The following is a 25,792-nucleotide window of genomic DNA, read 5'->3' on the forward strand; positions in this document are numbered from 1 at the left end:
AGACCTCCTTTTTAATGCAGATACCACCTGCATAAAATATTGGGTTTATTATACCATGCTGTGGTTAAATGTTTATAAAAAAGTCTGAATTTTCATACGACAATTTCCGTGAGGTTTTGTTGCAGGATCATTTCTATCCTGTATAATTACTACGTCACACGAAATAATTCAGTTAACTATTTTAAGAAGGTGTTTGAAATTACTGTTGAAAAAAAGAACCTGATTATTATGCTGGTTGCAAACTTTCTTGTTGCTGCCAGTGCTACGATGGTTTTACCGTTTTTATCTTTGTATATAGAAACAATGGGTGATTTTTCGAGTGAATATGTTCAAAAGTGGTCCGGACTCGTGTTTGGTGTTACTTTTTTAACTGCATTTTTTGTCTCTCCAATCTGGGGGAGAATTGGTGATCGTTTTGGTTACAAACCAATTTTGATGATTACAGGATATGGCATAGCATTCAGCGTCTTTATGATGGGATTTATTGATTCAGTTCTTGGATTGTTTATATTGAGAATGTTTATGGGCATTGTGACTGGGTTTATTCCAACGTCCCTTGCACTCATTTCTTCTCAGACACCAAAACATATTGCCGGCAGAACATTAGGTACGCTGCAGATGGGCACCGTATCCGGCGGTCTATTTGGACCGATTCTTGGCGGTTTGATGGCTGATGCATTTGGATTCAGTTACACATTTATCATTACAGCGGTCTTTATCTCAATTGCTGCAACAGTCGTGATGTTCGGGATTACAGAAAAGAAGAAATCTGCCGATAAAAAGAATGAGAAGTCGTATACAAGAAAAGAAGTGTTTCAACACATTGTCAGTCACCGGATGTTACTGACTGTGATGGCTCTTTCATTCCTTGTACAAATGGCTAATTTCAGTATACAACCGCTCCTCGCGCTTTATGTTGATAGTTTGACGAGCGCTTCCAATATTGCCTTTTTATCAGGCCTTGCTTTTTCGGCCACTGGATTTGGAAACTTAATTGCAACCCGCGGCTGGGGTAATCTCGGTGATTCGATTGGCTATGAGAGAGTGCTGATCATTCTGCTTATTTTGTCTGCGGCTTTTATTGTGCCACAGGCGCTTGTCACAGAGCTTTGGCAGCTCGTTATTTTAAGATTCCTGTTTGGTATAGCAATTGGAGGAATCATCCCGAGTGTGACTGCCTTTATCAGACATGCTGCTCCTGTTTCAATGCAGGGGGAAGTCCTCGGATATAATCAAAGCTTCAGATTCCTTGGTAATGTCGCAGGGCCTGTATTTGGAGGATTGTTATCAGGTTACATCGGAATTTCTTCCGTTTTTTATGTAACAGGATTTTTGTTCCTGAGTGCGTTCGGGCTTCTTTGGTGGAGCAGACGTCAGATTCAATTAGCAAATTAATAGAAATGGAGAACTGCATCATGCGAATGACACTGGGTTTTGCAGGTGTAATGCTGCTTCTGCCGCTATGCATTTTCCTGTGGATCGAAACAGACAAAGAAATAAAAACACAGGCTGCTTTCCAGGAAGCAGTGTCAGAAAAAGTAGATGTAAATAATATAGAAGCAAATGAAACAAGCTTTCTTCTGGACAAAGACGGAAACCGGTTCGCACAGGGAAGTTCCGGCGTAAGGCTATATGCCTCTGATGAAGAGATGCCACAGTTTTTAAAAGATGTAACCGTTTATTCAGAAGATCAGAACTTTTATGATCATATTGGATTTGACGCAGGCGCTATTATTCGTGCTGTTGTGAAAAACCTTGTTTTCACACATATTCAGCAGGGCGGGAGTACAATTACTCAACAGCTTGCAAGAAATTTGTATTTAACACAGGACAAAACCTACAACAGAAAAATGACTGAGCTTTTTTATGCAAATGAGCTTGAAAAAAAATTGTCAAAAGATGAAATTCTTTCTGCTTACTTAAATATTATTTATTACAGTAACGGGGTTTATGGTGTTAAAGGTGCTTCTTTGTACTACTTTAATAAAGATTTAAGTGAATTATCAAAAGCTGAAATGGCATTTTTAGCAGCCATTCCTAACAACCCTTCAAAATATGACCCTATCAACAATTTTGATGAGGCAAAAGTGCGTCAGGAAAGACTGCTTGATATTCTCGTGCTTGAAGGAATGCTTGACAGTGAAGAAGCTGAGACTCTGAAAGCAGAAAGAATTACGATTCAGCAATATGAGAACACAGATTTATATCCTGACTATGCAGTCTACGTTGAATATGAACTTAAGCAGCTGATCGCACAAAAAGAAGGCTATAAAGACCGGCTCAACAGTGCCAAAAAAACTTCTGTAAAAGAACAGATCTATCAGGAACTCGATCAGCGGACAACTGAAGTACTCGGATCAGGTATATACATTCATACCGCTCTTGATCCCGGACTTCAAAATAAAACGGTTGCTGCAGTCAGACAAAATCTGCCCTATGAGGGTGTGGAAGGTGCTGCAGTGCTGATTGATAATGCATCCCGTGAAATCGTGGGAATTTCAGGCGGGAAAGATTATCATAAATATAATTTTAACCGGGCTTATCAGGCTACACGTCAGCCAGGCTCTGCAATTAAGCCTCTGCTCGTGTATGCGCCATATATTGAAACTTTCCAGCCGTTTTTAAGTCAGACCGTCAACGCGGACAGTCTCTGCATTCAGAATTATTGTCCTGAAAATTATGGCGGAATCGAATATGGGAACGTATCGATTTCAAGAGCTTTTCTTCTGTCACTCAATACCCCTGCGGTGAGACTGATGAATGAAACAGGTGTAGAGAATGCGTTCAAATACCTAAATGCATTTGATTTTGATCACATGCAGCCTGGTGACCAGACTCTCGCAGCAGCTTCAGGTGGTTTCACATATGGAATGTCTCCTCTTGAAATGACTGATGCTTTTACCAGTTTCATAGACGGAAACTATGCTCAAACCCATGCAATCCGGATGGTAACAGATACCAGCGGAAATGTGCTCTATGAATGGGAAGATAAACAAATACCGATTTGGTCACCTCAAACTACAACTAAGATGAGAGAATTACTGAATACGGCAGCAGTCTCAGGCACAGGCAGCCCCGCTTATCTTAACAAGCCTTATATCGGTGTAAAAACCGGCACAACAAACGATTGGGCAGACTACTGGACAGTCGGCTTGACCGACCAATACACTGGCGGCGTATGGGTTGGCCACGACATCCCGGAAAATATGAGAAACATCGAAACAAACCGCCCTGCACATATGATCTGGAAAGACATGATGCGTTGAGTTAAAACAAAAGACCATCAAAAAGGAGTGTTACCCTGTTTAAGTTACAGTGTAATACTCCTTTTTAATACTAATCTATACCAAGAAGTCTCAGGGTGATTGAAGTGGAAGTTAAGAAGACTCCAAGAAGGAGCAGGGACAAGGTTAAAAAATACGTAAGTTTCGCATGATGTTTTATTATAAACTCTCTTAGGTGAACGAAGCGGAAGGCGGTGACTCCAGCGTGAGAAGACGGTTAGGTGAGACCCCGCAGAGCTTCAGCTCGAGGAGGCTCACCGCCGTCCACGCGGAAAGCATCCGCCTGGAGCGCAGTGAGCCGGTTAAGCTATACTCCAACCTTTTGCTATGCCGGTAACTGTTCAAGAATCGGCAGACTTGCAAGCAGACCGTTGTACAGTCTGATTACTACATAAAGAACCGCTGATATCAAAGCTGCCCAAATCGTAATTTCAAACAGGATGACCCCTACTGTTCCGCCTGCAGAGAGTGTCGTACTGACTTTCAGCACAAAGTATACGAAATAAACAAATGAAGTCACAACGAAAATAATCAACAAGCCTCTAATCGATGACAGACTAATAATCGTTGCAAGTGATCCAAAGAAATAGATCAGGGACCCGGAACGCACCCGATTAAGCGCTTCGCCTTCTTTATCCCTCGAAAAAAACAGCAGCGCGACCTCATTGATCGTCTCAGCAATCAGCTTCAGAGCAGCAAAAATCATAAAAAAGATAATCATTAATACAATTAATATAAATATTTTTAACTCCAGATCGGAAAGAAATTCCCTCATTCCTGCGTATATGCCAATCCCTCTGAATAATTCGGTTAATACACCTACACCGTATACTGAAAAAGAGAGACTGAACATCAATATTGAAAATAAAGGCAGATATCCTGTTAAGTACGTATTTTTCATCTATGACTCTCCTGGCATTTATTCTATTCACATCATAAACTTTTCTGACTTTTATTAAAAGGAAATTCCAAAAGATTCTAGATACAGTCGGCAAAATCCGACACGATTTATTAAAATTTTTATGACAGCAGACCGCTTTCTTCCTATATATAAGATAGAGAGAAAGCCTATGATACAAGTGATTCCATTATGCATATACAGCTCTTTTACGTTATACTTATTTCTATACAAAATAAAAATGATCACATGACTAAGGACTTCCGTGTAAGACGAGAGTCCTTATTTAAATGTGTGACAGAGAACTTAAGGAGGGATCTTCATTGTCGCTGCTTCACTTAGCCATCGTACTGCCTTTTATTGCGGCAGTATTCGTCCCTTTTTTATTTAAGGGATTCCGTTCAGTTCACACGGGATGGTTCGTCTTGCTCGTTCCACTGGCACTGTTTATTTACTTTATACAGTACATGCCAGTAACAAGCAGCGGACAAACTGTTTCACAGACTTTCGAGTGGATTCCATCACTGGGAATTAACTTTACTGCTTATGTAGATGGGCTCGGACTGTTATTCGCCCTGCTGATCACAGGAATTGGATCACTTGTCGTCCTTTATTCTATCTATTACCTGGCAAAGGAAAAAGAAGCACTTCATAATTTTTACGTGTACTTACTTATGTTCATGGGTGCGATGCTCGGGGTCGTTCTTTCAGATAACCTGATTGTCCTTTACATGTTCTGGGAGTTCACTTCAATTTCCTCTTTCCTGTTAATCGGATATTGGTATGACAAAGAACGCTCACGCTACGGTGCTCAGAAATCTATGCTTATCACCGTGTTCGGCGGACTTTCCATGCTTGGTGGTATTGTTCTTCTCTATCTGATGAGCGGTACATTCAGCATCAGAGAGTTGATCGGCATGTCCGACCAATTGATGGCAGATCCATTATTTATTATGGCAATGCTACTAGTGCTTCTCGGTGCATTTACTAAATCTGCACAGTTTCCGTTTCACGTCTGGCTGCCTGACGCAATGGAAGCACCGACACCAGTCTCAGCTTACCTTCACTCTGCGACAATGGTTAAAGCGGGTATTTATCTTGTTGCCCGTATGAGCCCGATATTTGCAGAATCAGGTGTATGGCTATGGCTTGTAGCAGGGTTTGGTATCTTCACCTTATTCTGGGGATCCTTTAACGCAGTTAAACAAACTGATCTTAAAGGAATACTTGCTTATTCTACAGTCAGTCAGCTTGGTCTGATTATGTCATTACTTGGCCTTGGTGCTGCTGCACTTCACTTTGATACGCTGGATGACAATATGTATATGACAGCAACGATTGCAGCTGTCTTTCATTTAATTAACCACGCAACCTTTAAAGGAAGTCTCTTCATGATGGCGGGAATTGTCGATCATGAAACCGGAACACGTGATATCAGAAAGCTTGGCGGATTAGTCAACCTGATGCCAATCACGTTCACCATTGCGATCATTGGATCATTTTCAATGGCCGGTCTTCCTCCGTTTAATGGATTCCTGAGTAAGGAAATGTTCCTGACGGGGATGATTTCTGTTTTTGAACTTGATCTGTTTAACTTAAATACGTGGGGGATTCTGTTCCCTGTACTTGCCTGGATTGCAAGTGTGTTCACGTTTATTTACAGTATTAAACTTGTCTTTAAAACGTTTCTTGGTAAGCCTCAGTTCGATAAGCTGCCTAAAAAGCCGCATGAGGCGCCAATCGGTATGTTAATCTCACCTCTTATCCTGGTATCGCTTGTTATTCTGTTCGGTTTCTTCCCTAACCTTTTGGCGAACAGTATGATTAAGCCGGCAGTTGAATCAATACTGCCAAGCCTGACTGATGCCGGACAGGAAGTGTATGTAAATATTTATTTCTGGCACGGGTTCACGCCTGAGCTGTTTATGACACTGGGCATCATTTTAACCGGTATCATCATGTACGCTACGCTTGCTAAATGGCAGGGAATTTATAACCGGATTCCTGAAAGATTTACGATCAACGGTGTATATGATAATGGTCTTGAAAAAGGTGAATCAGGAAGCTTCAGGCTGAATGAATTTATCATGACGGGTTATATGAGATCTTATCTGATCTACATTTTTGCTTTCTTTGTTGCCATTCTGTTATCGACACTTGGCGTTCGTGACGCATTTGCGATTGATACGTCAAACCTTGCGGAAATCCGCATTTATGAAGTAGTGCTTGCACTTGTGCTGGTTGCCGGGGCGATCACGATTCTGTTTGCGAAATCCAGATTGACATCGATCGTACTGCTCGGTGTGGTCGGTTATTCGGTTGCATTGTTCTTTGTGTTCTTCAGAGCACCTGACCTTGCGCTGACTCAGCTTGTGATTGAAACTGTTTCAGTTGCACTGTTCCTGCTGTGCTTCTATCATCTGCCTGAAATCAGCAGAAAAGAAGAACGCATGAAATTTAAAATTGGAAATGCAGTCATTTCTATTTTAGTCGGAATTACTGTTACCCTGATTGGAATTGCTTCCTACAGCAACCAGTCATTTGAGTCCATCTCTCAGTATCATATTGATAATGTCTATGACCTGGCAGCAGGAGGTAACATGGTCAATGTAATTCTCGTTGACTTCCGTGGTTTTGATACATTATTTGAAATTTGCGTATTAGGTATCGCTGCACTGGGTATTTATGCGATGGTTAACTTCCGTGGCGTTAGGAGGCAAAAAGGATGAAGAAAAAACCGAATGATTTAATCCTCCAAACGGTTACAACGGTTATTTCGTTTATCATTATTTTATTCTCAATCCATTTATTCTTTGCCGGACACTATACGCCCGGTGGAGGGTTTATAGGAGGATTAATGACTGCTGCAGCTCTTGTGTTATTGCTGCTCGCGTATGATATTAAGACGCTCAATACTATCCTGCCTTTTGACTATCGTCTAATGACTGCTGCAGGATTAATGATTGCTGTGTTAACAGGAGCTGGTGCATTGTTATTTAATCAGCCATTTCTGACACATGCGTATGACTACTTTAATTTGCCTTTATTAGGTGAAACTTCACTTCACACAGCAGTGTTGTTTGATATAGGTGTGTATTTGGTTGTCATTGGTGTCACAATGACCATTATTCAAACGATTGGGGAGAGTGAATAATGGAAATCTTAATGTCGATTGTCGTAGGAATTTTATTCACATCTGCCGTGTATCTTATTCTTTCTAAAAGCCTGCTTCGTGTCATTATTGGTACAGCATTGCTAAGTCACGGTGCCCATTTGTTACTCTTAACAATGAGCGGGCTAAAAAGAGGTGCAGCACCTGTATTAATGGATGACATTACGTCATATGCTGACCCTCTTCCACAGGCACTTGTATTGACTGCGATTGTCATCAGTTTCGGGGTAACGGCATTTTTCCTGGTACTTGCTTATCGTGCTTATCAGGAGCTTGGAACAGATAATATGGAAGAAATGAAAGGGAATGAGCCGAATGATTAATTTACCGCTATTACCAATTCTCATTCCACTTCTAGCTGCTGTACTATTAATGTTCTTCCCGAAGCGTATTAAAGCACAGCGGACAATTGCCCTTATTGGCATTGCCGGAACAATTATTGCCTCAATTGTGCTGGCAGCAGAAGTAAAAGCGAATGGAATTCAAACAGTAAATCTGGGAAGCTGGCCTGCACCATACGGAATTCCACTGGTGTCGGATATGCTTTCTGTTCTATTAGTCTTAACATCAAGTATACTAACGTTTTTTGTCGTATGGTACGCCATCTATTATATGAATGAATCATATGAACGCTTCTTCTTTTATATTGGCGTTATGTTCCTGTTAGTCGGAATTAATGGTGCTTTTACAACAGGTGACATTTTCAACCTGTTTGTATTTTTTGAAGTATTTCTGATCGCTTCTTACATGTTAATTGTATTAGGCGGGAAAAGCGGACAGCTGCGTGAATCCATAAAATACGTGCTGATCAATGTGATTTCATCCGCGCTGTTTGTTGCAGCTGTTGCGTACCTTTATTCAGTTGTTGGAACATTGAACATGGCAAATGTGTCTCAGCGCATTACTGAACTGGGAAGCCCCGGAATCGTTTCGGTCATTGCAATCTTTTTCTTACTCGTATTTGGATTAAAAGGTGCAATCTTCCCGCTTTACTTCTGGCTTCCTGGATCGTACAGCGCACCACCGATTCCGATCCTTGCGTTATTTGGGGCCTTACTGACAAAAGTCGGTGTGTACTCAATTATGAGAACGTACACGTTGTTTTTCTATCATGATCAGGGATTAACTCACCAGATCCTTGCAGTGCTTGCATTACTGAGTATTGTGGTTGGTGTCATTGGGGCTGTGGCCTACAGAGATGTGAGAACGATCATTATTTATAACATCGTCATTGCAGTCGGCGTTATTCTATACGGTGTATCAGCGATGACACCTGCAGCACTTGAAGGAGCAGTATTCTATCTTCTTCACGATATGATTATCAAAGCCGCACTGTTCCTGCTAATTGGTATTATGATTGCACTGGCCGGCAGCAGTCACCTCAATCAAATGGGTGGCATGATCAGAGACTATCCAAGAATAGGATGGACTTATTTTGTTGCAGCCCTTGCGCTTGCAGGGATACCACCACTCAGCGGCTTTGTTGGAAAACTGCTGATTGTTCAGGGTGGTTTTGAAACTGGAGATATGATTGGTCCGTTATTAATTCTTCTGTCCAGCCTGCTTGTCCTTTATTCTGCAATGAAGATCTTTATGAATGGCTTCTGGGGAACGCCAAAAGAGTATCACGGAGTATCAGCAAAACACGCAAACCGTCTTTGGGTGCCGGCGGCAGGACTTGTTCTGATTGCCATTGCATATGGCGTTGGGGCTGAAGCTGTCTACCCGTTTATTCAAATGGCGGCTGAACCACTCATCGATCCTTCAATCTATATTGAAGCAGTGTTAAAGGAGTAATGTGATATGGCCTTTCAAGTATTATTAAATTTCTTTCTAGCGTTCCTTTGGATGTTTTTGACCGGATCATTCAGCATATCAAGTTTTATAATTGGTTATTTGCTGGGGTTACTCGTTATTTATGTATTACGACGATTCTTCCAGACACGGATCTATATTTTAAGGGTCTGGGCTATTCTAAAGTTAACGCTGCTGTTTACTTATGAATTAATTAAAGCCAACATTGAAGTACTTGCAATTGTACTTCGTCCTAAAATGGATTTGAAACCAGGAATATTTAAGTATGACACGAAGCTAGAGCATGGATGGGAAGTTACACTATTATCTTTACTGATTACACTAACACCGGGAACACTGGTTGTTGATGTCAGTGATGATAATGGTACTCTCTACATTCACGCATTAAATGCAGCAGATATTAAGAGCAACATTTCTTCAATCCGGGAAGGTTTTGAAAAAGCAATCATGGAGGTGAGCCGATAATGCTGGACATGAGCGTTTATATTGCACTTGTCGCCTTTGCGATTGCGATGATTGGTATTGTCTTTCGTGCCATTAAAGGACCTTCAACAGCAGATCGTGTCATTGCGCTCGATTCTCTTGGAATCAGCCTGATTGCTGTTACTGCTTTGTTTTCAATCCTGTTACGTACGAGTGTCTTTTTAGAGGTCATTCTGCTATTGGGCATTCTGGCCTTTATCGGTACAGTTGCTTTCTCCAAATATATTGAGAAAGGAGCGATTATAGACCGTGATCGACATAAGTGAGTATTTTGTAGTTGCTTTTATTCTAATTGGCGCATTTTTCGGCGTCGTCACTGCCATAGGACTGATCCGGTTACCTGACTTGTACACACGGACACACGCTGCATCGAAAAGTGCAACCCTTGGTGTGATGAGTGTATTAATTGGTGCACTCCTCTTCTTTTTTACGGAGGAAGGCATGTTTAATTCACGTATTGTTCTCGGTATCTTTTTTGTTCTGATCACCGCTCCTGTAGGCGGTCACTTAATTGCACGAGCTGCCTACAATACAGGTGTTAAACTTGCTCCTGAGAGTATTCAGGACGATCTTGCTAAAAAAGAACAATTCGAAGCGAAGAAAAAGAAAAACTCATCCAGGGATTAATCCCCGGATGAGTTTTTTGATTCATATAATGTCTCATCGAACGAACCGTCTTCTTTGTACATCTCCAGTTGACCACCATGACTAGTTACATAAGATTTTGCTTTCTCTTCCAGTGCGTTTTTTGTTTCTTCAACGTAAATCGCCTGATCGGATCCTCTTTTGACTAGCTGCCATCCATTATCATGCGGCTTCAGCTGATATGTGTCCTGGTCATCCTGTTGAACTGACTGCTTGGCTTTATCTGTGGCAATCGCGATGACTCTGCTCTCATCATAGTTTTCATCTCTTAAAAGTGCATTACCAATTTCAATTGCTTTATTTCTGACGTCCGGGTCAAGGTTTTTCCATGAATCCGGATAATCGTTTTTACTCCACGGCATATAGAGACCTCCTAGTTATTCATTCTTTTCCACTATGAAAGGAAATTAAACCCTATTTCCTTTTAGGCACAACCGCCACTGTACATCGTGAAATACAAAGAAGCTCCCCTTCTTCATCCACCACTTTAATTTGCCATACCATTGTTGTTTTACCTTTATGTATAATCTCGGCAATACCTGTGACGATACCTTCCTGTTTTGCTTTAATATGGTTAGCATTTATTTCAAGTCCGAAACAGCTGTATTCCTTCAAATCTACCATTGCAGCGGACCCTACACTTGCAACCGTTTCAGCAAGTGCAACTGAGGCGCCTCCATGCAGATAGCCAAATGGCTGATGTGTACGACCGTCTACAGGCATTTCAGCCACTGCTCTGCCTTTTTCTACGCTGATCATTTTGATACCAAGTGCGTCCATTAGTGTGTCTCTGTTCCAATCCATTGTTTCTCCCCCTTTTTTCTATCTTCTCCCAGCAGGTGTTTATACGCAAGAAAAAAAGACTCTGCAGAAACAGAGCCTTTTGATTATAAAACAAGTGCGGCGATCCAGCCGAATAGGATAAGCGGAATATTGAAGTGTAAAAATGTCGGTACACATGTATCCCAGATGTGATTATGCTGACCGTCTGCATTCAAACCGGCTGTTGGTCCAAGCGTGCTGTCTGACGCTGGAGATCCTGCATCTCCTAAAGCACCGGCTGTTCCAATTAATGCGACTGTAGCCATAGGACTGAACCCAAGCTCAAGCGCTAAAGGAACGAACAGCACAGCGATGATCGGGATCGTTGCAAATGAAGAACCAATCCCCATCGTGACGACTAATCCAACGATTAACATCAGCAACGCGCCTACAGCCTGATTTCCGCCAATTAAATCAGCTGAACTATTTACGAGGCCTTCTACTGCACCAGTTTCCTTCATTACTTCTGCAAAACCGTTCGAAGAAATCATCACAAACCCGATGAATGCCATCATCTTCATACCATCAGTCATCAGCTGATCCTGGTCTTTCAGCCTCACTGTCCCGCTCACGAAAAGGACCGCAAGACCTGCTACTGCACTGAATACCATTGATTGAAACACTGATTGAATAATAAGAGCTGCCACAATCGCAATGATTGTAACGATTAAATCTTTTGTCGTAATGGTTTTCGCATCTCCATCCTGAAGAGAAACTCTGCGATTATCATACTCGCGCGTTTTTCTATAGCTGATGAAAATGGCAACCAGGAGACCGAGTATCATTCCCGCAGTTGGAATCAGCATTGCCGTGGGAATGTCGTTCATATCAATTGTCAGACCGCTTAAATCCATATTGGTTGCTATGGTGTCATGGAAAATCTGACCGAACCCGTATGGCAGTAATATATATGGTGCCGTTAATCCGAATGTAATCACCGTTGCAACCAGTCTTCGATCTATGCCCAATTCATTCATCACCAAGAGTAAAGGTGGAATTAATAGCGGGATAAAAGCAATGTGCACCGGGACAATGTTTTGTGACATGATCGAAATTGATAATATTGCAAGGATAATCAAAACCTTTGGCAGTGCCTTTGTTCTCGGCTCGCCTTCTTTACTGACAACAGCTACAATTTTATCTACCATTAACTTTGGCAAGCCAGTATAAGAAATGGCCACTGCAAATCCACCTAACAGAGCATAGCTCAGTGCGATATTTGCACCACCACCTACACCTTCAGAAAACACACTGACTGTTTCTTCTACAGACAGTCCGCCGATCAGACCGCCAGCCGCAGCCCCTATGATGAGTGCAGCTACAACATTGACTCGAATTAAACTTAAAACCAGCATGATTATGACAGCAATGACAACAGCATTCATCTATATTAACTCCTTTATATTGAAATCTTTACTCTGCTAAACAGGTAACGTATTAAAAACACCTTTCATACATTAACAGAGTAAAAGCAGGGCTGTCAATATGATTGATGATTGTTGCAAAATTTGAAATTAAAGATGAAAAAAGGAGAAATGCACGTTGCCCATTTCTCCTTTTAATCATGCACTAATATTAAATGATCATTTTCATTTACTTACTTCTCAGTACGTTCGAGCACAAACTGCTCTGTCAATAAAGCAAGTGTTCTTGCCATGGCGCCGGTTCCGCCTGCCGGTCCAAGTAAGTGGGCTGACTTGGTTGTCGCTGTACCCGCAATATCAAGGTGCACCCAAGGCGTACCTTCTGTAAATTCACCGATAAATGCTCCTGCAAACAGTGCATGTCCATCACGGCCCGGTGAATTGTTCAGATCTGCTACCGGACTGTTGCGAACACGTTTACGGTCGCCTTCAGTATACGGCAGCTGCCAGATGAATTCTCCTGCTTCCACAGAAGCTTCAAGTACTTTTTCAAATAAAGGCTCATTGTTTGTCAATGCGCCGGTTTTATCAAGTCCCAGAGCAACAACAACGCCACCCGTCAGCGTAGCAACATCAACAAGATAATCTGCTCCATGCTGCTTTGCATACGTTACAGCATCCGCAAGGACAAGCCTGCCTTCAGCATCCGTATTTAAAATTTCAATCGTTTTACCGCTCATCGATGTAATCACATCGTCCGGTTTGAAAGCTTTATGGCTGATCATGTTATCTGTAGCTGCTATGACTGCCATGACATTTTGTTCAGGCTTCAGTCTGCCGATAATCTCCATTGCGCCAAGAACAGCTGCTGCGCCGCCCATGTCAGCTTTCATACCAACTATGCCATCTTTCGGCTTGATCGAATAGCCACCTGTATCAAAGGTGATTCCTTTACCTACCAGTGCCAGCACATCATCCCACTGTTCAGTAACCTGATGCTTCATCACAATCATGCGGGGAGGGATTTCAGAACCCTGGTTAACTGCAAGAAGTGCACCCATTCCCATTTCTTCAATCTCTTCTTTACCAAGAATTTCAATGTCAAAGCCGTGGCGCTCAGCCATTTCTTGAGCGTAATCAGCCATTTTCACTGAGGTTAAAAGATTAGACGGCATATTAACAAGCGTTCTGGCTTCATTTGTACCATCCGCTAAAGCCTCACCAACCTCAAGTGCCGCTTCAAGCTCCTTCGCATCATGCTTAGAGTAGATGTGCAACTCTTCAAGCGCTACATCGGGTACATTTGATTTCTTTTTATAACCTTCAAACTCATACATTGCAAGCGTAATTCCTTCAATGAGTGCCTGAGCAACATCTGTTGCATCAAAATTCTTACCTTTATAAGAATCAAGGGCAATTGCTAGTGAAGACACCTTTTTCTTTTTTAGCGTTTTGCCCAGCACACCAAAGCACTCTCTCAGCTCTTCAAACGATAAATTTGATTCCTTACCCAAACCTGAAAAAATAATTCTTTTGGCAGAAAGCGCTCCAAGTGTTGGCAGTACGGTAATCTGCCTCGATTTTGCTTCGATATCCCCTTCTTTGATCAGCTCTGTTAAGCCGCCTTTCATCTGATCATCCAGCTCTTTTGAAAAACCTGATACGACCGGCTGGTGCCATGTGCTAGCTGCTAAGTATTCGTGCTGCTGATCAAGCACGTTTTCATTTGTATGTATTGTCCATTTCATATCAAACACCTCCGTAAATAAGTATACTGTAAATTCTGTGATAATTCGATCTCCGGACATTCTTGCCCCTGTGAAATATGATATACTTGCCTAAAACCCCGGCCACTTGAAAGGATGAATATACGTCAATGGAACTCTTCAGCAATTTCCCTCTCTGGGCTTCATTATTTGCGATTTTATTTGCTCAGGTAGTTAAAGTACCTATTCAATATGCAGCCACGCGAAAAGTGGACTGGTCTCTTGTTACATCAACAGGAGGAATGCCAAGCTCACATTCCGCTGCAGTTACTGCTCTTGCTACGGGAATCGCGCTTGAAAACGGCTTAGCTTCACCTGTATTTGCTTTAGCAACTGTATTTGCGATCATCACGATGTTTGATGCAACAGGTGTACGATTTCAGGCAGGTGAACAGGCTGCTGTCATTAATCAGCTGATGCGTGATTTTAATAAATTTGTTTCAGAAGCAAAAGGCTGGCAGCAGAAAGATGAAGAAGAAAGACGAAAAGAACTGAAAACATTACTTGGTCACAAACCGATTGAAGTATTTTTCGGCGGCTTAACAGGAATCTTTTTAACATTACTCGTTCACTATCTGATAACTGTTTGATTGGAGGACATGTCATGAGAATCGTTTCACTTTGTCCGAGTAATACTGAACTGGCAGCATATCTGGGGCTTACAAAATATATTGTAGGTGTTGATGACTTTTCAGACTGGCCTAAGGAAGTTGAACATATTGAACAGCTTGGTCCCGACCTCTCAATTGACATCGATAAAGTTGAAGCGTTGAAGCCGGACTTAATTTTGTCTTCGTTAAGCGTACCTGGAATGGAAAAAAATATAGAAGAGCTTGATAGAAGAGGTCTTAACCATATTTGCTTTAATCCACAATCTTTGGAAGACATTGTTGCAGACTTAAAAGTTCTTGGTCGGGCAGCAGGTATAGAGGAAAATGCAAATCGTATTGCAGAGGCTTTTAACAGCGTGCTTGCTCAATGTGAAAAAGCTGCATCTGAGACAGAATCTCATCCCTCTTTATACTGGGAATGGTGGCCTAAGCCGGTATTCACACCCGGCGGCACGAACTGGTTAACAGAAATCAGCCGTCTAGCAGGCGGTGTCAACTTGTATGAAGCTGTTGAACTTGCCAGCATCCAGACCGGCTGGGAAGATGTTGCGAATAAAAAGCCTGAAGTAATCTGTCTGGCGTGGGTCGGTGTGCAGCCACGCAAAGTAAATCCTTCTATTTTAAATAAGAGGCCAGGATGGACAGAGCTTGATGCGGTAAAGAACGGACGCGTGCATGTACTCGAGGAAGCACTCTATTGCAGGCCATCTCCAAGATTGCTTGAAGGTTTGATAAAACTCGGACAGATTTTACATCCTGAACAATATAAAGAGATCAAACTGCCTGAAGAATTAAAGCTCACATAAAAAAGTCACGCCCCTCAGGCGTGACTTTTTTATTACTGATTATTATACGCTGCAAACTCTTCTTCAGTTAATGTGCCGTCACCTTCCTTAAGCACATACACCTCGACGTCCTGCTTGCCCCATTCATTAAATACCTCATCTACAGTGTCAAAGTACAGGTCAATTATATCACCTTTAATTGCACTGCCCGTATCAGCTACAACACCATAACCATATCCCGGTATAAACATTACAGTTCCTATCGGAAATACTTTTGGATCAGCTGCAATGGTTGAATACAGATCTCTTTTCACTTGCACACCTGAAAAAGTAATGCCATATAGTTCGTCTCCAGGCTCTTTTCCAGTGGATTCGATTCCTGCGGTATAACCAGTTGCTTTTACCGTCTTAGACGGATTATCTACAACGTGCTGAGGCACTGACTTCGTCTCATGGCTTTTCATTTTCGAAGCAACGAGATTAAAAGCAGTATCTTCCTCAGACAGTGTTTTTGATGTTAAAGATAACTCTCTGTCCTGTAACATTCTCATATCTTCAACAACCGGCACTAACGCTTCAGACGGCAGTGCAACCGACCACTCCGCTGCGGCAGCCTCGTTATCGTGCGCAATAAATATTGATGCCAGCCCTGCAAGTAATATACCTGCGGACACTATAAACATTTTAGACATTGAATCTACTCCTTCCAAAACTATTTATTCCCTCTCAGACAATTTTTAATCATATATGACGAAAGCCTTAATCCTTTGAATTGACTGACAATTAAAAAAGCTCCTCGTTATCCGGGGAGCTTAGAACATTCGGTAACCCTGCTTACGGAGCCATATCATTACAAGTCCTGCAATAATCGCGCCTGCCATACCGCTTGTTAATATTAAAATATCCGCTGCTGCCAGCGAAGCAAATCGGGTTCCGAGTGCTGAGAATGAGTCTCCCGTTTCTCGAAAATACTCTATGAATCTGACCTCATCTACAATGAGGATTGTAATAACTGGATAGATTACTGCCATGATCCATGTCATACGTAATAGCATATTTAATAAAAAGCCGATTCCGAAAAATAATATCAGAAACAGCATCATCGAAATTAAAAGTTCAGCTATCCCAAACGTTGCCAAATGATACACCTCCAGGTTCACTAGAACAGTTTACATCAACATAGAATGCAGTGCAATGCCCCTGTTTGAACGTTCAATTTGATGACACAAAGTATGCAGACTATTTATTTTAAATAAGAGATTAGAAGGGGAGCAACACGTTCTTGAAAGAAGCTTCCTTACTGAGGTATTTGAAGAAGTAAATGACCTGAAGGGGGGCAAGTTATGTTGAATCATCTCCTTTTATCATTGACTCAGCTCTCATCAAGATTGCATCATCCCTGATCATCATTGAACAGTCAGTGACAACCGGTTTTAAAGCAAAATAAAAACCGAATGCATAAGCACCCGGCTGTATTATTTATTTTTTACCTTCCCCTCCGCAATTCGGGCAAGTTTCTGATCCGCCTAGTCTTAATTGAAAATATCCTTTACCTGAGCAATAGCTGCAGTTTGTTGGTTTTTTCATATGAAGCACCCTCTCTTCTGATGTATTGAGAGTAATATAGCACGGACGCTTTCATACTGAAAAGCGCCAAATTCGTTGAAAAAAAGCCATGTAAGCGAATACATGACCCCTGTTTCTTCCGTTCTCTTTAATTATCAGAAAATTTAGAACTGTGGGTAAATTTCGTAATTTGTTCACATTTGCTCGATAAGGGATTAAACATTTTAGCGCTTATAATAATTTTTGACAGAATATTATAACTGTACAATACGTAGCTGCCCCTTGGAGTTGAGGACGGAGACTCCCGCCCCAGGAAGGGACAGGTGAGACCCCGCAGAGCAAAGCTCGAGGAGGCTCACCGCCCGGGGGCAGGAAAGCGCAGTCCTCCACGGAAAGGGGCAGCGGTTATTATATACAGACTTCAGAAAAACAAATGATACTTCGTATAGCCAAACTGGTCACCTGGATTTGAGTGGCGGTTAATTTCAAGCGTGGCTGCTTCTTCGTGATCGATCATGACCGGGATCATGGATGAAACGTCCGGATGATCTCTCAGCTCATGTTTATCAATCCATGCAGCTTCTGCAATCTCTTCTTCAGGTACCTGTAACAGTTCTGATTCATCCACTGCCTTCATGACAAAGATAATCATATTATCGCTAATCGTATGTTTGAGTACACCGCTTCTGAATCCTGCTACTTTAATCACTTCTGCTGTGATACCTGTTTCTTCTTTTACTTCTCTTACTGCGGCCTGGTCTGCTGTTTCCCCTTCTTCAACAAAGCCGGCAGGGATAGACCATTTGTCCTTTAATCCACCATACTTTTTCTTTACGACAAGCCATTCACCTTTACTGTTCTCAATGAGACCTGCTGCACCGAGCCATACTTTTCCCCGCTTCATGTCAAACACCCCTTATATATGTAGAAAAAAGAGCAGCCGCAGCTGCTCTTTTATTAAAACATGTTCAGCTTACCTTTTTTGAATACAAGTCCTGGACCACCAAGTACGTATAACGCACGGTTATCGATGACTTTCTTCATCATAGCAGCTTTTTTACCAGTGATCTTGCGGCCGAATACTTCACCGATCGCTTCGTTCTCACCCAGTGAGCAAACTGTACCTTTTAAATCCGGAGTAAATGGCTCTAATTCTTCACCTTTAAAAAGTGCTACCAGGTTGTGAGCAGTGTGCGCACCTTGCTGCATTGCAATCTGTGCAGTTGGTGGATATGGTCGCTCTGTTTGAGCATTGATCATTAACGCACAGTCTCCAACGATAAATACGTTGTTATGTCCTGGTGCACGAAGCTCAGGATCAACTTTGATTCGGGCACGCATGTTTTCGAAACCAGCTTTTTCGATGATTGGATTTCCGCGAACACCCGCAGCCCAGACAACTGTCTTGGCAGGAATGTCTTCGAACGTATCTTCACCTTTTTTAATCTTAACACCTTCTGGCGTAGCTTCTGTTAAAGGTGTTCCAATAGAGAATTCGATTCCCTTACTCTTCAGGTATGATACCGCATACTCAACCAGTTCTTCGTCAAATCCAGGAAGAACCATTGGTGCAGCTTCTACACAGAGAATACGAACTGCTTTCGGATCTACATCGTACTCTTCGCAAAGCACTGGCAGACGGTCAGCCAGTTCGCCAAGGAATTCGATTCCTGTGAAACCTGCTCCCCCAACAACAATCGTCAGTCTTGAAGGGTCTTTTACTTCTTCAAGGCTGTAAGTAGCGAATTGATATTCGATGTGATCACGGATCTGGCGTGCTGCTTTCACGTTAGCAATAGAGAAAGCGTGCTCTTTCAAACCAGGAATTCCGAAAGTTTCACCTTCAAAACCAAGGCCGACTACCAGATAGTCATATCCGATTTCTGAACGGTCTGTAATAACTTTTTGTGCTTTTGTATCAATGTTTTCAACTGTAGCCTGTACAAAATTTACTTTACCTTTGTCAAGCACACCGCCGATATCATAGCGCACAGCATCAGGAGACATTGTTCCTGCTGCTGCTTCGTGCAGCCACGTTGATTCATAATGGTAATCATTCTTGTTGACAAGAATAATGTCTGCGTCGTCTGCATTCACGAGTTTCTGAAGTTTTGTAATAACGGATAATCCGCCGTATCCTGCTCCTAAAACAACCACTGTAGGTCTTTTCACTTGGATCACTTCCACCTTTTTAATATGAGATTACGATGCGTTTAAGGCAGCAACGCTTGCCCTTATAAAAGATTGTGAAATTGTTCACGAAAATGAACATCATACTTCTTCTATTGATTCTATATCTTTATCAATCATATTCTTTTTTTCTCCCTATTTCAAGGTTTTCCGCGTAAATATGAAAAGTTTATGTCCTCATCCTAAAGTCTGAAAACTGTATAAACAGAACCTCCTGTAAGGCTACAAGTACGTACTATATGGTACACTACATGCAAATCAGGTTTGTGGAGGGATCTCAGATGAAAGAAGATACTTCGATTTATGATATTACTGTGATAGGCGGCGGTCCGGTTGGTTTATTCACAGCTTTTTATGGCGGTATGCGTCAGGCAAGTGTGAAACTGATTGAAAGTCTCCCGCATCTTGGCGGGCAGCTGACTGCTTTATATCCTGATAAATATATATATGATGTAGCAGGTTTTCCAAAAGTGAAGGCGCAGGAGCTTGTAGATAATCTGACTGCTCAGATGTCACGCTTTGACACTGAAATCCGTCTTGGTCAGGAAGTTACTCACGTGGAAAAGCGTGAAGACGGTGTTTTTGTCCTTACAACTCCAGAGGAAGTTCATTATACGAGAACAATCATTATTACTGCAGGAAACGGTGCATTTCAGCCAAGAAAATTAAACCTGGATGGATTAAACGATTTTGAAGAAAAAAATCTTCACTACTTTATAGAAGATCTTTCAAACTTTAAAGATCAGGATGTCGTCCTTCTTGGCGGTGGTGATTCAGCGGTTGACTGGGCACTCATGCTCGAACCTGTCGCGAAATCAGTTACGCTTGTGCATAGACGTGATTCATTCCGTGCACACGAAGCAAGTGTTGAGCAGTTAAAACAATCAAAGGTTCGCGTCATGACACCTTATGTGCCTGTAGGCTATCAGACGATGAATGACAACATACAGTCACTGACACTTCAAAAATCCAAGGAAGAAGAAACGACTGTTTTGAACTTTGACCATTTAATTGTCAATTATGGCTTTGTATCCTCTCTCGGTCCAATCAAACAGTGGACCCTTGATATTGAGAAAAATTCAATTGTCGTAAACTCTCGAATGGAAACAAATATTCCAGGCATTTATGCAGCAGGAGATGTATGTACGTATGATGGTAAAGTTAAATTGATTGCATCAGGTTTCGGTGAGGCACCGACTGCTGTGAACAATGCCAAGGCGTCAATTGATCCTAAAGCACGCGTTCAGCCAATGCACAGTACGTCTATGTTCAGCTGATCATCCGTTTAGCAAAAAAGCAGGTCGGGTATGTTAATTAGTATCAACTAATTTTGGAGAGTGATACCATGCATGTACTCGTAATTGGTGCAAATGGAACGACTGGACGAATGGCAGTTCAGAAGCTGGCCGAAAGTGAACAGCATCTGGTGAAAGCGATGATCCGAAAATCAGAACAGTCTAAAGAAATGGAAGACCTTGGCGCACGCCCGATTATTGCCGACCTGGAACAGGAATTCAAATATGCATTTGAAGATGTGAACGCAGTGATTTTCGCTGCCGGCTCAGGTCCTGACACAGGCAGCGATAAAACGACAGCAGTTGATCGTGACGGTGCAATGAAAGCAGTTGATTTCGCAAAAGAAAAAGGAATTGAACGCTTTATCATGCTTAGCTCCATGGGTGCTGACGACCCGTCGATTGCCGGCGACAGCGAAGCCTTCCACCACTATTTACAGGCCAAACATGATGCAGATGTTCATTTAAAACAAAGCGGCCTGAACTATACGATTATCCGACCGGGTGCGTTAACAGATGATTCTGCTACCGGTAAAATTGATGTTTCAGAAGAAATGAAGCATCGTGATGGAGAAATCACACGCGAGGACGTAGCTGCAATACTTGTTGAATCGATTTTATGTACCAATCTCGACCATAAGACAATTGAAATGGTCAACGGTGATGAGCCAATAAAAGAAGCACTCAAAGCTATATAAAAAAATCGCCTGCGGATTAGATCCGCAGGCGATTTTTTTATGTCTAGCAATTTTCAGGTGTACCTGTTTTTGTAGCTGTTCTGAATGAAGATCCGCATCCGCATGATGCAATTGCATTCGGATTCTCAATTGTAAAGCCGCCGCCCATAAGCGACTGCTTATAGTCAATCTCCGTACCGCTCAGAATGTCAGCGTCATCTTTATTCACAAGCACCTGAATGCCATGATGCTCTTCTATTTTGTCCGTATCACCAGTTTCATGCTCAAAGCCCATGCCATAAGACAATCCACTGCAACCGCCGCCTTTTATCGCTACGCGAAGATAAGCGTCTTCCTCTTCAGCCTGCTTCATCATATCTTTTACCTGAAGCGCTGCAGCTTCTGATAATTTGATTACATTTGCCATTCCAGCACCTCCAACGTTTTTGCTATTTTTAGTATATCGCTTATCCAGCTTCTACTCAACCGATTCAAACTGTCATATGACCATATGCCTCAGAAGTGATACGAATGAATGCCCGTCATACAAACAATTTCACCTTCCACTACACCTAATGGCTGATTTTTAAAATATATCGGTTTGATTCGTGCTTAAGGTCCCGATTCTATTCCAGTGCATTTATGAAGCAGACATCAATTACCACCTTTAACAAAAACAAAACTAAAATATAAACCACTAACAATTGCGTCAAAAGATATAATTTAATGAAAAAAACGTTTCAAAAGACCCACTAAAAGGGTATACTAAAAGATATATAGCACATCTATCTTAAGATATAGACTGGGGTGAATGAAATGGAACTGACACCGTTGTACGCTAAAAGTGTTACCTGTGGATTGTGTAAGCATAAATTCACTTCTACAAAAATCAGGGGAAGATTTGTACGGGTTAAAGAATACAGCACAGATTTAATGCCAGTATATGAAGACAGTTCGATCAATCCTAATTTGTACCATGTCCACGTCTGTACGGAGTGCGGGTATTCATTTACAGATGATTTTGCGCTTTACTTTCCGCCTGGAGGCAAAGAAGAAATCCAGGATAAAATCTCAAAGCATTGGCAGCATCTTGATTTTTCAGGTGAACGTACCCCTGATGATGCAATTAAAGCTTATAAACTTGCGATTTATATGGCAACCATCAAGCGTGAGAAGAGCATCATTCTGGCAGGACTTTACTTGAGGTTATCCTGGTTATACCGCAACCGCGATCATGAACAGGAAGAACGTTTTCAACGGCTTGCAGTGAAAGCTTATAAAGATGCTTATTCAAAAGAGGATTATGCAGGCACCCAAATCACAACAGAACGTGTACTTTACTTGATCGCTGAACTTTCATTGCGCCTTGGAGAAGATGAAGATGCGACTCGTCATTTTTCAAAAATCATTGAAAAACAGCATAACTCTAATGATCCAAAAATGGTTCACATGGCAAAAGAAAGATGGCAGACATACAGAGAAGAACGTAAAGTCCTTTAAAAAAGCTGATCGCAAACACTCCGATCAGCTTTTTTGTGCCATGAATTTTCTATTAAAACATTGGGTTCTCTTCCAGAAATTCATAGACAGCTTCAACCAGTTCCTTAGGTGTATCCGCTTCTACTAATTCCCCGTTCACGATTGCAAACATAGATGCTGCGCAAACTCCACAGTGACTTGTACATCCATATTCAATGACATCAAGATTCGGATCCCGTTCAAGCGTTTCAAATGCCTCCTGAGACCCACTTGCTATATTGCTAATACAAAACTCTATAATTGGTTTCATTTTTATCACCTCATACTAATTTCAAATGTAACGCCTTCGGAAAACTTCGTCAATCATCCTGCCTGTATTAATTGACAAGTTTGTGAAAGAATTCTCTTAATATGATTGTACTGAGACCTTTATTCCGATATACTTTTTAATGAATGTAAACGTAATGATCTAACACATTGTGTATGTATGATCATATTGAAAGTGCTTACTTACTACTATGATTACTGTAAAGAGAGGGCTATCCATGAAACACTTAGTATTATTGGGTGGAGGCTACGGCAATATGCGTGTTTTACTGCGACTGCTGCCGGACAAACTGCCTGAAGACGTAAAAATTACACTAATTGACCGTACACCGTACCACTGTCTGAAAACGGAATACTATGCACTGGCTGCAGGAACTGCTTCTGACCAGGAAGTGCGCGTCAGTTTTCCTGAGCATGAACGGCTTGATCTTAAGTACGGTTCAGTTTCAGAAATTGATACTGAAAATAAACGTGTCATTCTCGAAGACAATAGCCAAGTTGAATATGATGACCTAGTGATTGGATTGGGATGTGAAGATAAGTATCATAACGTACCTGGTGCGGATGAACATACTTACAGCATTCAGTCAATCCAGCGCTCGAGAGCCACATATGAGAGACTGTCAAATTTACCATCTGGATCAGTAGTCGGAGTTGTAGGTGCGGGATTAAGCGGCATTGAACTTGCCAGTGAACTTCGCGAAAGCCGTGATGACCTGAAAATCAAACTGTTTGACCGCGGTGAACGTATTCTTCCAGCCTTCCCACAGCGCCTGAGTAACTACGTACAGAAGTGGTTTGACGCGAACAATGTAGACGTTGTCAGCAATTCGAATATCACAAAAGTAGAACCAAATATGCTTTACAATCATGAAGAAAAGATTCCTGTAGATGTATGTGTTTGGACTGCAGGTATCCAGCCCGTCAAAGTTGTCCGTGAACTTCCTGGTGAGAAGGATTCTTCCAATCGAGTCGTTCTCTCTCAGTATCATAACCTGCCGGATAATGAAAACGTCTATGTCGTTGGAGACTGTGCAAGCCTTCCATTTGCACCAAGTGCGCAGCTTGCCGAAGAACAGGCTGAACAGATCGTTAAAGTATTGCTTACCCGCTGGAAAAACGAAGAGCTTCCAGAGCAAATGCCTAAAATCAAGCTCAAAGGCTTTATGGGATCACTCGGTAAAAAGCAAGGGTTTGCCTATCTTGGAGATCGTACTGTTACGGGACGTATCGCAAGACTGCTGAAATCCGGCGTGCTTTGGATGTATAAATATCATAATGGATAACCAAAACGTGCTGATAAAAACAGCACGTTTTTTTCTGGCACATTTCAAACCGGCTATAACTTTGATTTATCACCTACATCAGTATACTAAAAGAAATATTTGAATAAGGCGGTGAATCAAACGTGTCCCTACTCCCTTTTCATGAACGCTACAACCTCGTGGAAGTTCCTAATGATTACAACAATCAAAATCCTGATTATGTTGTAATGAAGGATGAACATGACAAATACTATTTATGCGACAAATCAGATTCCGAAGTGCTAAAGGGATTGAACTTTACAGAAATCTAAACGATTAAACGTCCGGCAGTTCAAAATCACGCCGGACGTTTTCTGTATTATTCAGCAGTCTGAAATCCATACTTCTCAAGCTCTTTATATACAGCCTTAAGACGCGGGTTCCCTTCTCCCACAATCTCATCTTCGACTAAAACAACTGGATAAAATAAATCCTCTTCCCAAACCCGCTCCACAAAAGCAGCCTTTTTCGGATCTTCCTGCTCTGTATTAATATCCACATAATCCATCACAAACTTACGATCCGGAAACTTACGGCCAATTGCCGCCTCCAGCCATTCATAAGTCTCTTTAGAAGAAGGTGCCCCCACACAACTCGCACAAATCGTCTCTGCCCCATACACTGTAACCGTCACAGCCTCATTCGCCATATTAAACAACTCCCTTTTTATTTATTAATTATTTTGTGGTTCGATGATTTTTGCTTCAGGTGACTCACTTCCGGACGCTGGAATCGTGCCCCTACGTTTTCAATAACAACTGTACATGATATATCTTATACATTTACAAACTTCAACTACATTGATTAATGAACCAGCCCTTAGCTGGCACTTGGAGTGGAGGACGGAGACTCCCGCCCCGGAAAAGGGACAGGTGAGACCCCGCAAGCGAAGCTGAGGAGGCTTACCGCCCGGGGGCAGGAAAGCGCAGTCCTCCACGGAAATTGCCAGCGGTTTTATAGCGCTTATCGAATGTTTGCGTAAACAATAATAATTTCAAATAACATGGATGGATTTTTTTCGTCATACTCATTATAATAGAATACAGGAAGGGAGTCGATTCGAATGACAGAAGTAGAAATGCAAGATTCAGTTCAGGAAGTACTTGATAAACTTCGTCCATTCCTTCTTCGTGACGGCGGAGACTGCGAACTCGTAGACGTTGAAGATGGAATCGTAAAATTAAGACTTCTTGGCGCATGCGGTACATGCCCAAGTTCAACTATCACACTTAAAGCAGGTATTGAGCGTGCATTGCTTGAAGAAGTACCAGGCGTTGTAGAAGTTGAACAGGTATTTTAATTAAAAATC

General features: G+C 41.9%; 28 protein-coding genes and 1 pseudogene. 16 read left to right on the top strand and 13 right to left on the bottom strand.

Features of this window, described 5'->3' with window-relative positions:
- The first annotated feature begins 198 nt into the window (after positions 1 to 198).
- Entirely contained in the window at positions 199 to 1,395 is a 1,197-nt protein-coding gene (locus tag E2626_RS00120) for an MFS transporter (protein WP_134379282.1), read from the top strand.
- A 20-nt stretch (positions 1,396 to 1,415) separates the two neighbouring features.
- On the top strand, positions 1,416 to 3,266 hold the full coding sequence (locus E2626_RS00125) for a transglycosylase domain-containing protein (protein WP_166786672.1): 1,851 nt from the start codon (positions 1,416 to 1,418) through the stop codon (positions 3,264 to 3,266).
- 343 nt (positions 3,267 to 3,609) lie between these two features.
- On the opposite strand, the gene E2626_RS00130 is transcribed toward E2626_RS00125, so the two are convergent.
- Positions 3,610 to 4,185 carry a DUF5366 family protein gene (locus E2626_RS00130; RefSeq protein ID WP_134378398.1) on the bottom strand — a complete coding sequence of 192 codons (576 nt, stop codon included), beginning with the start codon at positions 4,183 to 4,185 and terminating at the stop codon, positions 3,610 to 3,612.
- 320 nt (positions 4,186 to 4,505) lie between these two features.
- Here E2626_RS00130 and E2626_RS00135 point away from each other — a divergent pair, with 320 nt between their 5' ends.
- From E2626_RS00135 to mnhG, 7 genes are read left to right on the top strand one after another with little or no spacing between them, the layout of a single operon-like run.
- Positions 4,506 to 6,911 carry a Na+/H+ antiporter subunit A gene (locus E2626_RS00135; protein WP_134378400.1) on the top strand — a complete coding sequence of 802 codons (2,406 nt, stop codon included), beginning with the start codon at positions 4,506 to 4,508 and terminating at the stop codon, positions 6,909 to 6,911.
- On the top strand, positions 6,908 to 7,336 hold the full coding sequence (locus E2626_RS00140; protein WP_134378402.1) for a Na(+)/H(+) antiporter subunit B: 429 nt from the start codon (positions 6,908 to 6,910) through the stop codon (positions 7,334 to 7,336). Before E2626_RS00135 ends, E2626_RS00140 begins: the two co-directional genes overlap by 4 nt.
- Positions 7,336 to 7,677 carry a Na(+)/H(+) antiporter subunit C gene (locus E2626_RS00145; RefSeq protein ID WP_134378404.1) on the top strand — a complete coding sequence of 114 codons (342 nt, stop codon included), beginning with the start codon at positions 7,336 to 7,338 and terminating at the stop codon, positions 7,675 to 7,677. Before E2626_RS00140 ends, E2626_RS00145 begins: the two co-directional genes overlap by 1 nt.
- Positions 7,670 to 9,151, top strand: coding sequence for a Na+/H+ antiporter subunit D (locus E2626_RS00150; protein ID WP_134378406.1), 1,482 nt, complete (start codon positions 7,670 to 7,672; stop codon positions 9,149 to 9,151). Before E2626_RS00145 ends, E2626_RS00150 begins: the two co-directional genes overlap by 8 nt.
- Before the next feature lie 6 nt (positions 9,152 to 9,157).
- On the top strand, positions 9,158 to 9,634 hold the full coding sequence (locus E2626_RS00155) for a Na+/H+ antiporter subunit E (RefSeq protein ID WP_134378408.1): 477 nt from the start codon (positions 9,158 to 9,160) through the stop codon (positions 9,632 to 9,634).
- 8 nt (positions 9,635 to 9,642) lie between these two features.
- Positions 9,643 to 9,918: a Na(+)/H(+) antiporter subunit F1 gene (locus E2626_RS00160; protein ID WP_424955109.1), complete on the top strand. Its 276-nt coding sequence runs from the start codon at positions 9,643 to 9,645 to the stop codon at positions 9,916 to 9,918.
- On the top strand, positions 9,902 to 10,279 hold the full coding sequence (mnhG, locus tag E2626_RS00165) for a monovalent cation/H(+) antiporter subunit G (protein WP_134378412.1): 378 nt from the start codon (positions 9,902 to 9,904) through the stop codon (positions 10,277 to 10,279). Before E2626_RS00160 ends, mnhG begins: the two co-directional genes overlap by 17 nt.
- Here the strand turns inward: mnhG and E2626_RS00170 are convergent.
- The 4 genes from E2626_RS00170 to E2626_RS00185 all read right to left on the bottom strand — a co-directional run bounded on the left by E2626_RS00170 (position 10,276) and on the right by E2626_RS00185 (position 14,231).
- The gene (locus E2626_RS00170; protein WP_134378414.1) at positions 10,276 to 10,659 is read right to left on the bottom strand and encodes a DUF2188 domain-containing protein; all 384 of its coding nucleotides are present in this window, start codon (positions 10,657 to 10,659) and stop codon (positions 10,276 to 10,278) included. The two genes, mnhG and E2626_RS00170, sit on opposite strands and share 4 nt — an antisense overlap.
- Before the next feature lie 52 nt (positions 10,660 to 10,711).
- Positions 10,712 to 11,101, bottom strand: a complete 390-nt coding sequence (locus E2626_RS00175) for a hotdog fold thioesterase (RefSeq protein WP_134378416.1) — start codon at positions 11,099 to 11,101, stop codon at positions 10,712 to 10,714.
- 83 nt (positions 11,102 to 11,184) lie between these two features.
- Positions 11,185 to 12,504, bottom strand: coding sequence for a Na+/H+ antiporter family protein (locus E2626_RS00180; protein WP_134378418.1), 1,320 nt, complete (start codon positions 12,502 to 12,504; stop codon positions 11,185 to 11,187).
- Between the two features lie 212 nt (positions 12,505 to 12,716).
- The gene (locus E2626_RS00185; RefSeq protein WP_134378420.1) at positions 12,717 to 14,231 is read right to left on the bottom strand and encodes a leucyl aminopeptidase; all 1,515 of its coding nucleotides are present in this window, start codon (positions 14,229 to 14,231) and stop codon (positions 12,717 to 12,719) included.
- 128 nt (positions 14,232 to 14,359) lie between these two features.
- On the opposite strand from E2626_RS00185, the gene E2626_RS00190 reads away from it, so the two are divergent.
- Together E2626_RS00190 and E2626_RS00195 are read left to right on the top strand one after the other, a co-directional pair.
- Entirely contained in the window at positions 14,360 to 14,839 is a 480-nt protein-coding gene (locus E2626_RS00190) for a divergent PAP2 family protein (protein WP_134378422.1), read from the top strand.
- Between the two features lie 14 nt (positions 14,840 to 14,853).
- The gene (locus E2626_RS00195) at positions 14,854 to 15,666 is read left to right on the top strand and encodes a cobalamin-binding protein (protein WP_134378424.1); all 813 of its coding nucleotides are present in this window, start codon (positions 14,854 to 14,856) and stop codon (positions 15,664 to 15,666) included.
- A gap of 32 nt (positions 15,667 to 15,698) precedes the next feature.
- Here E2626_RS00195 and E2626_RS17410 read toward each other — a convergent pair whose 3' ends face one another.
- From E2626_RS17410 to E2626_RS00215, 5 genes are all read right to left on the bottom strand, one after another.
- Positions 15,699 to 16,337: a 3D domain-containing protein gene (locus tag E2626_RS17410; RefSeq protein ID WP_279587241.1), complete on the bottom strand. Its 639-nt coding sequence runs from the start codon at positions 16,335 to 16,337 to the stop codon at positions 15,699 to 15,701.
- A 120-nt stretch (positions 16,338 to 16,457) separates the two neighbouring features.
- A complete protein-coding gene (locus tag E2626_RS00205; RefSeq protein WP_134379286.1) occupies positions 16,458 to 16,748 on the bottom strand; it encodes a YuiB family protein in 291 nt (96 codons plus the stop codon).
- A gap of 376 nt (positions 16,749 to 17,124) precedes the next feature.
- Positions 17,125 to 17,232, bottom strand: coding sequence for a YuiA family protein (locus E2626_RS17075; protein ID WP_166786673.1), 108 nt, complete (start codon positions 17,230 to 17,232; stop codon positions 17,125 to 17,127).
- Positions 17,233 to 17,632: 400 nt separating this feature from the next.
- Complete coding sequence (locus tag E2626_RS00210) at positions 17,633 to 18,115, bottom strand: NUDIX domain-containing protein (RefSeq protein ID WP_134378426.1); 483 nt, start codon at positions 18,113 to 18,115, stop codon at positions 17,633 to 17,635.
- A 53-nt stretch (positions 18,116 to 18,168) separates the two neighbouring features.
- A complete protein-coding gene (locus tag E2626_RS00215) occupies positions 18,169 to 19,383 on the bottom strand; it encodes an NAD(P)/FAD-dependent oxidoreductase (protein WP_134378428.1) in 1,215 nt (404 codons plus the stop codon).
- 299 nt (positions 19,384 to 19,682) lie between these two features.
- Here E2626_RS00215 and E2626_RS00220 point away from each other — a divergent pair, with 299 nt between their 5' ends.
- A complete protein-coding gene (locus E2626_RS00220; protein ID WP_134378430.1) occupies positions 19,683 to 20,678 on the top strand; it encodes an NAD(P)/FAD-dependent oxidoreductase in 996 nt (331 codons plus the stop codon).
- A 68-nt stretch (positions 20,679 to 20,746) separates the two neighbouring features.
- Entirely contained in the window at positions 20,747 to 21,394 is a 648-nt protein-coding gene (locus E2626_RS00225; protein ID WP_134378432.1) for an SDR family oxidoreductase, read from the top strand.
- A gap of 43 nt (positions 21,395 to 21,437) precedes the next feature.
- On the opposite strand, the gene E2626_RS00230 is transcribed toward E2626_RS00225, so the two are convergent.
- Entirely contained in the window at positions 21,438 to 21,800 is a 363-nt protein-coding gene (locus tag E2626_RS00230; protein ID WP_134378434.1) for a HesB/IscA family protein, read from the bottom strand.
- 389 nt (positions 21,801 to 22,189) lie between these two features.
- On the opposite strand from E2626_RS00230, the gene E2626_RS00235 reads away from it, so the two are divergent.
- Positions 22,190 to 22,873, top strand: a complete 684-nt coding sequence (locus tag E2626_RS00235; protein ID WP_134379288.1) for a DUF2225 domain-containing protein — start codon at positions 22,190 to 22,192, stop codon at positions 22,871 to 22,873.
- 52 nt (positions 22,874 to 22,925) lie between these two features.
- Here E2626_RS00235 and E2626_RS00240 read toward each other — a convergent pair whose 3' ends face one another.
- Positions 22,926 to 23,162, bottom strand: coding sequence for a YuzB family protein (locus E2626_RS00240; protein ID WP_134378436.1), 237 nt, complete (start codon positions 23,160 to 23,162; stop codon positions 22,926 to 22,928).
- A 235-nt stretch (positions 23,163 to 23,397) separates the two neighbouring features.
- Here E2626_RS00240 and E2626_RS00245 point away from each other — a divergent pair, with 235 nt between their 5' ends.
- Positions 23,398 to 24,465 carry an NAD(P)/FAD-dependent oxidoreductase gene (locus E2626_RS00245; protein WP_134378438.1) on the top strand — a complete coding sequence of 356 codons (1,068 nt, stop codon included), beginning with the start codon at positions 23,398 to 23,400 and terminating at the stop codon, positions 24,463 to 24,465.
- Positions 24,466 to 24,802: 337 nt separating this feature from the next.
- On the opposite strand, the gene E2626_RS00250 is transcribed toward E2626_RS00245, so the two are convergent.
- Positions 24,803 to 25,132 (bottom strand): YuzD family protein, encoded by a 330-nt coding sequence (locus tag E2626_RS00250; protein ID WP_134378440.1) that lies wholly within the window; start codon positions 25,130 to 25,132, stop codon positions 24,803 to 24,805.
- A 358-nt stretch (positions 25,133 to 25,490) separates the two neighbouring features.
- Between E2626_RS00250 and E2626_RS00255 the strand changes: the two are divergent.
- Positions 25,491 to 25,783, top strand: a pseudogene (locus E2626_RS00255) (NifU family protein).
- Positions 25,784 to 25,792 lie beyond the last annotated feature (9 nt).

Origin of the sequence: Jeotgalibacillus salarius, assembly GCF_004405125.1 — a bacterium.
In the GTDB taxonomy this organism is placed as follows: domain Bacteria; phylum Bacillota; class Bacilli; order Bacillales; family Jeotgalibacillaceae; genus Jeotgalibacillus; species Jeotgalibacillus salarius.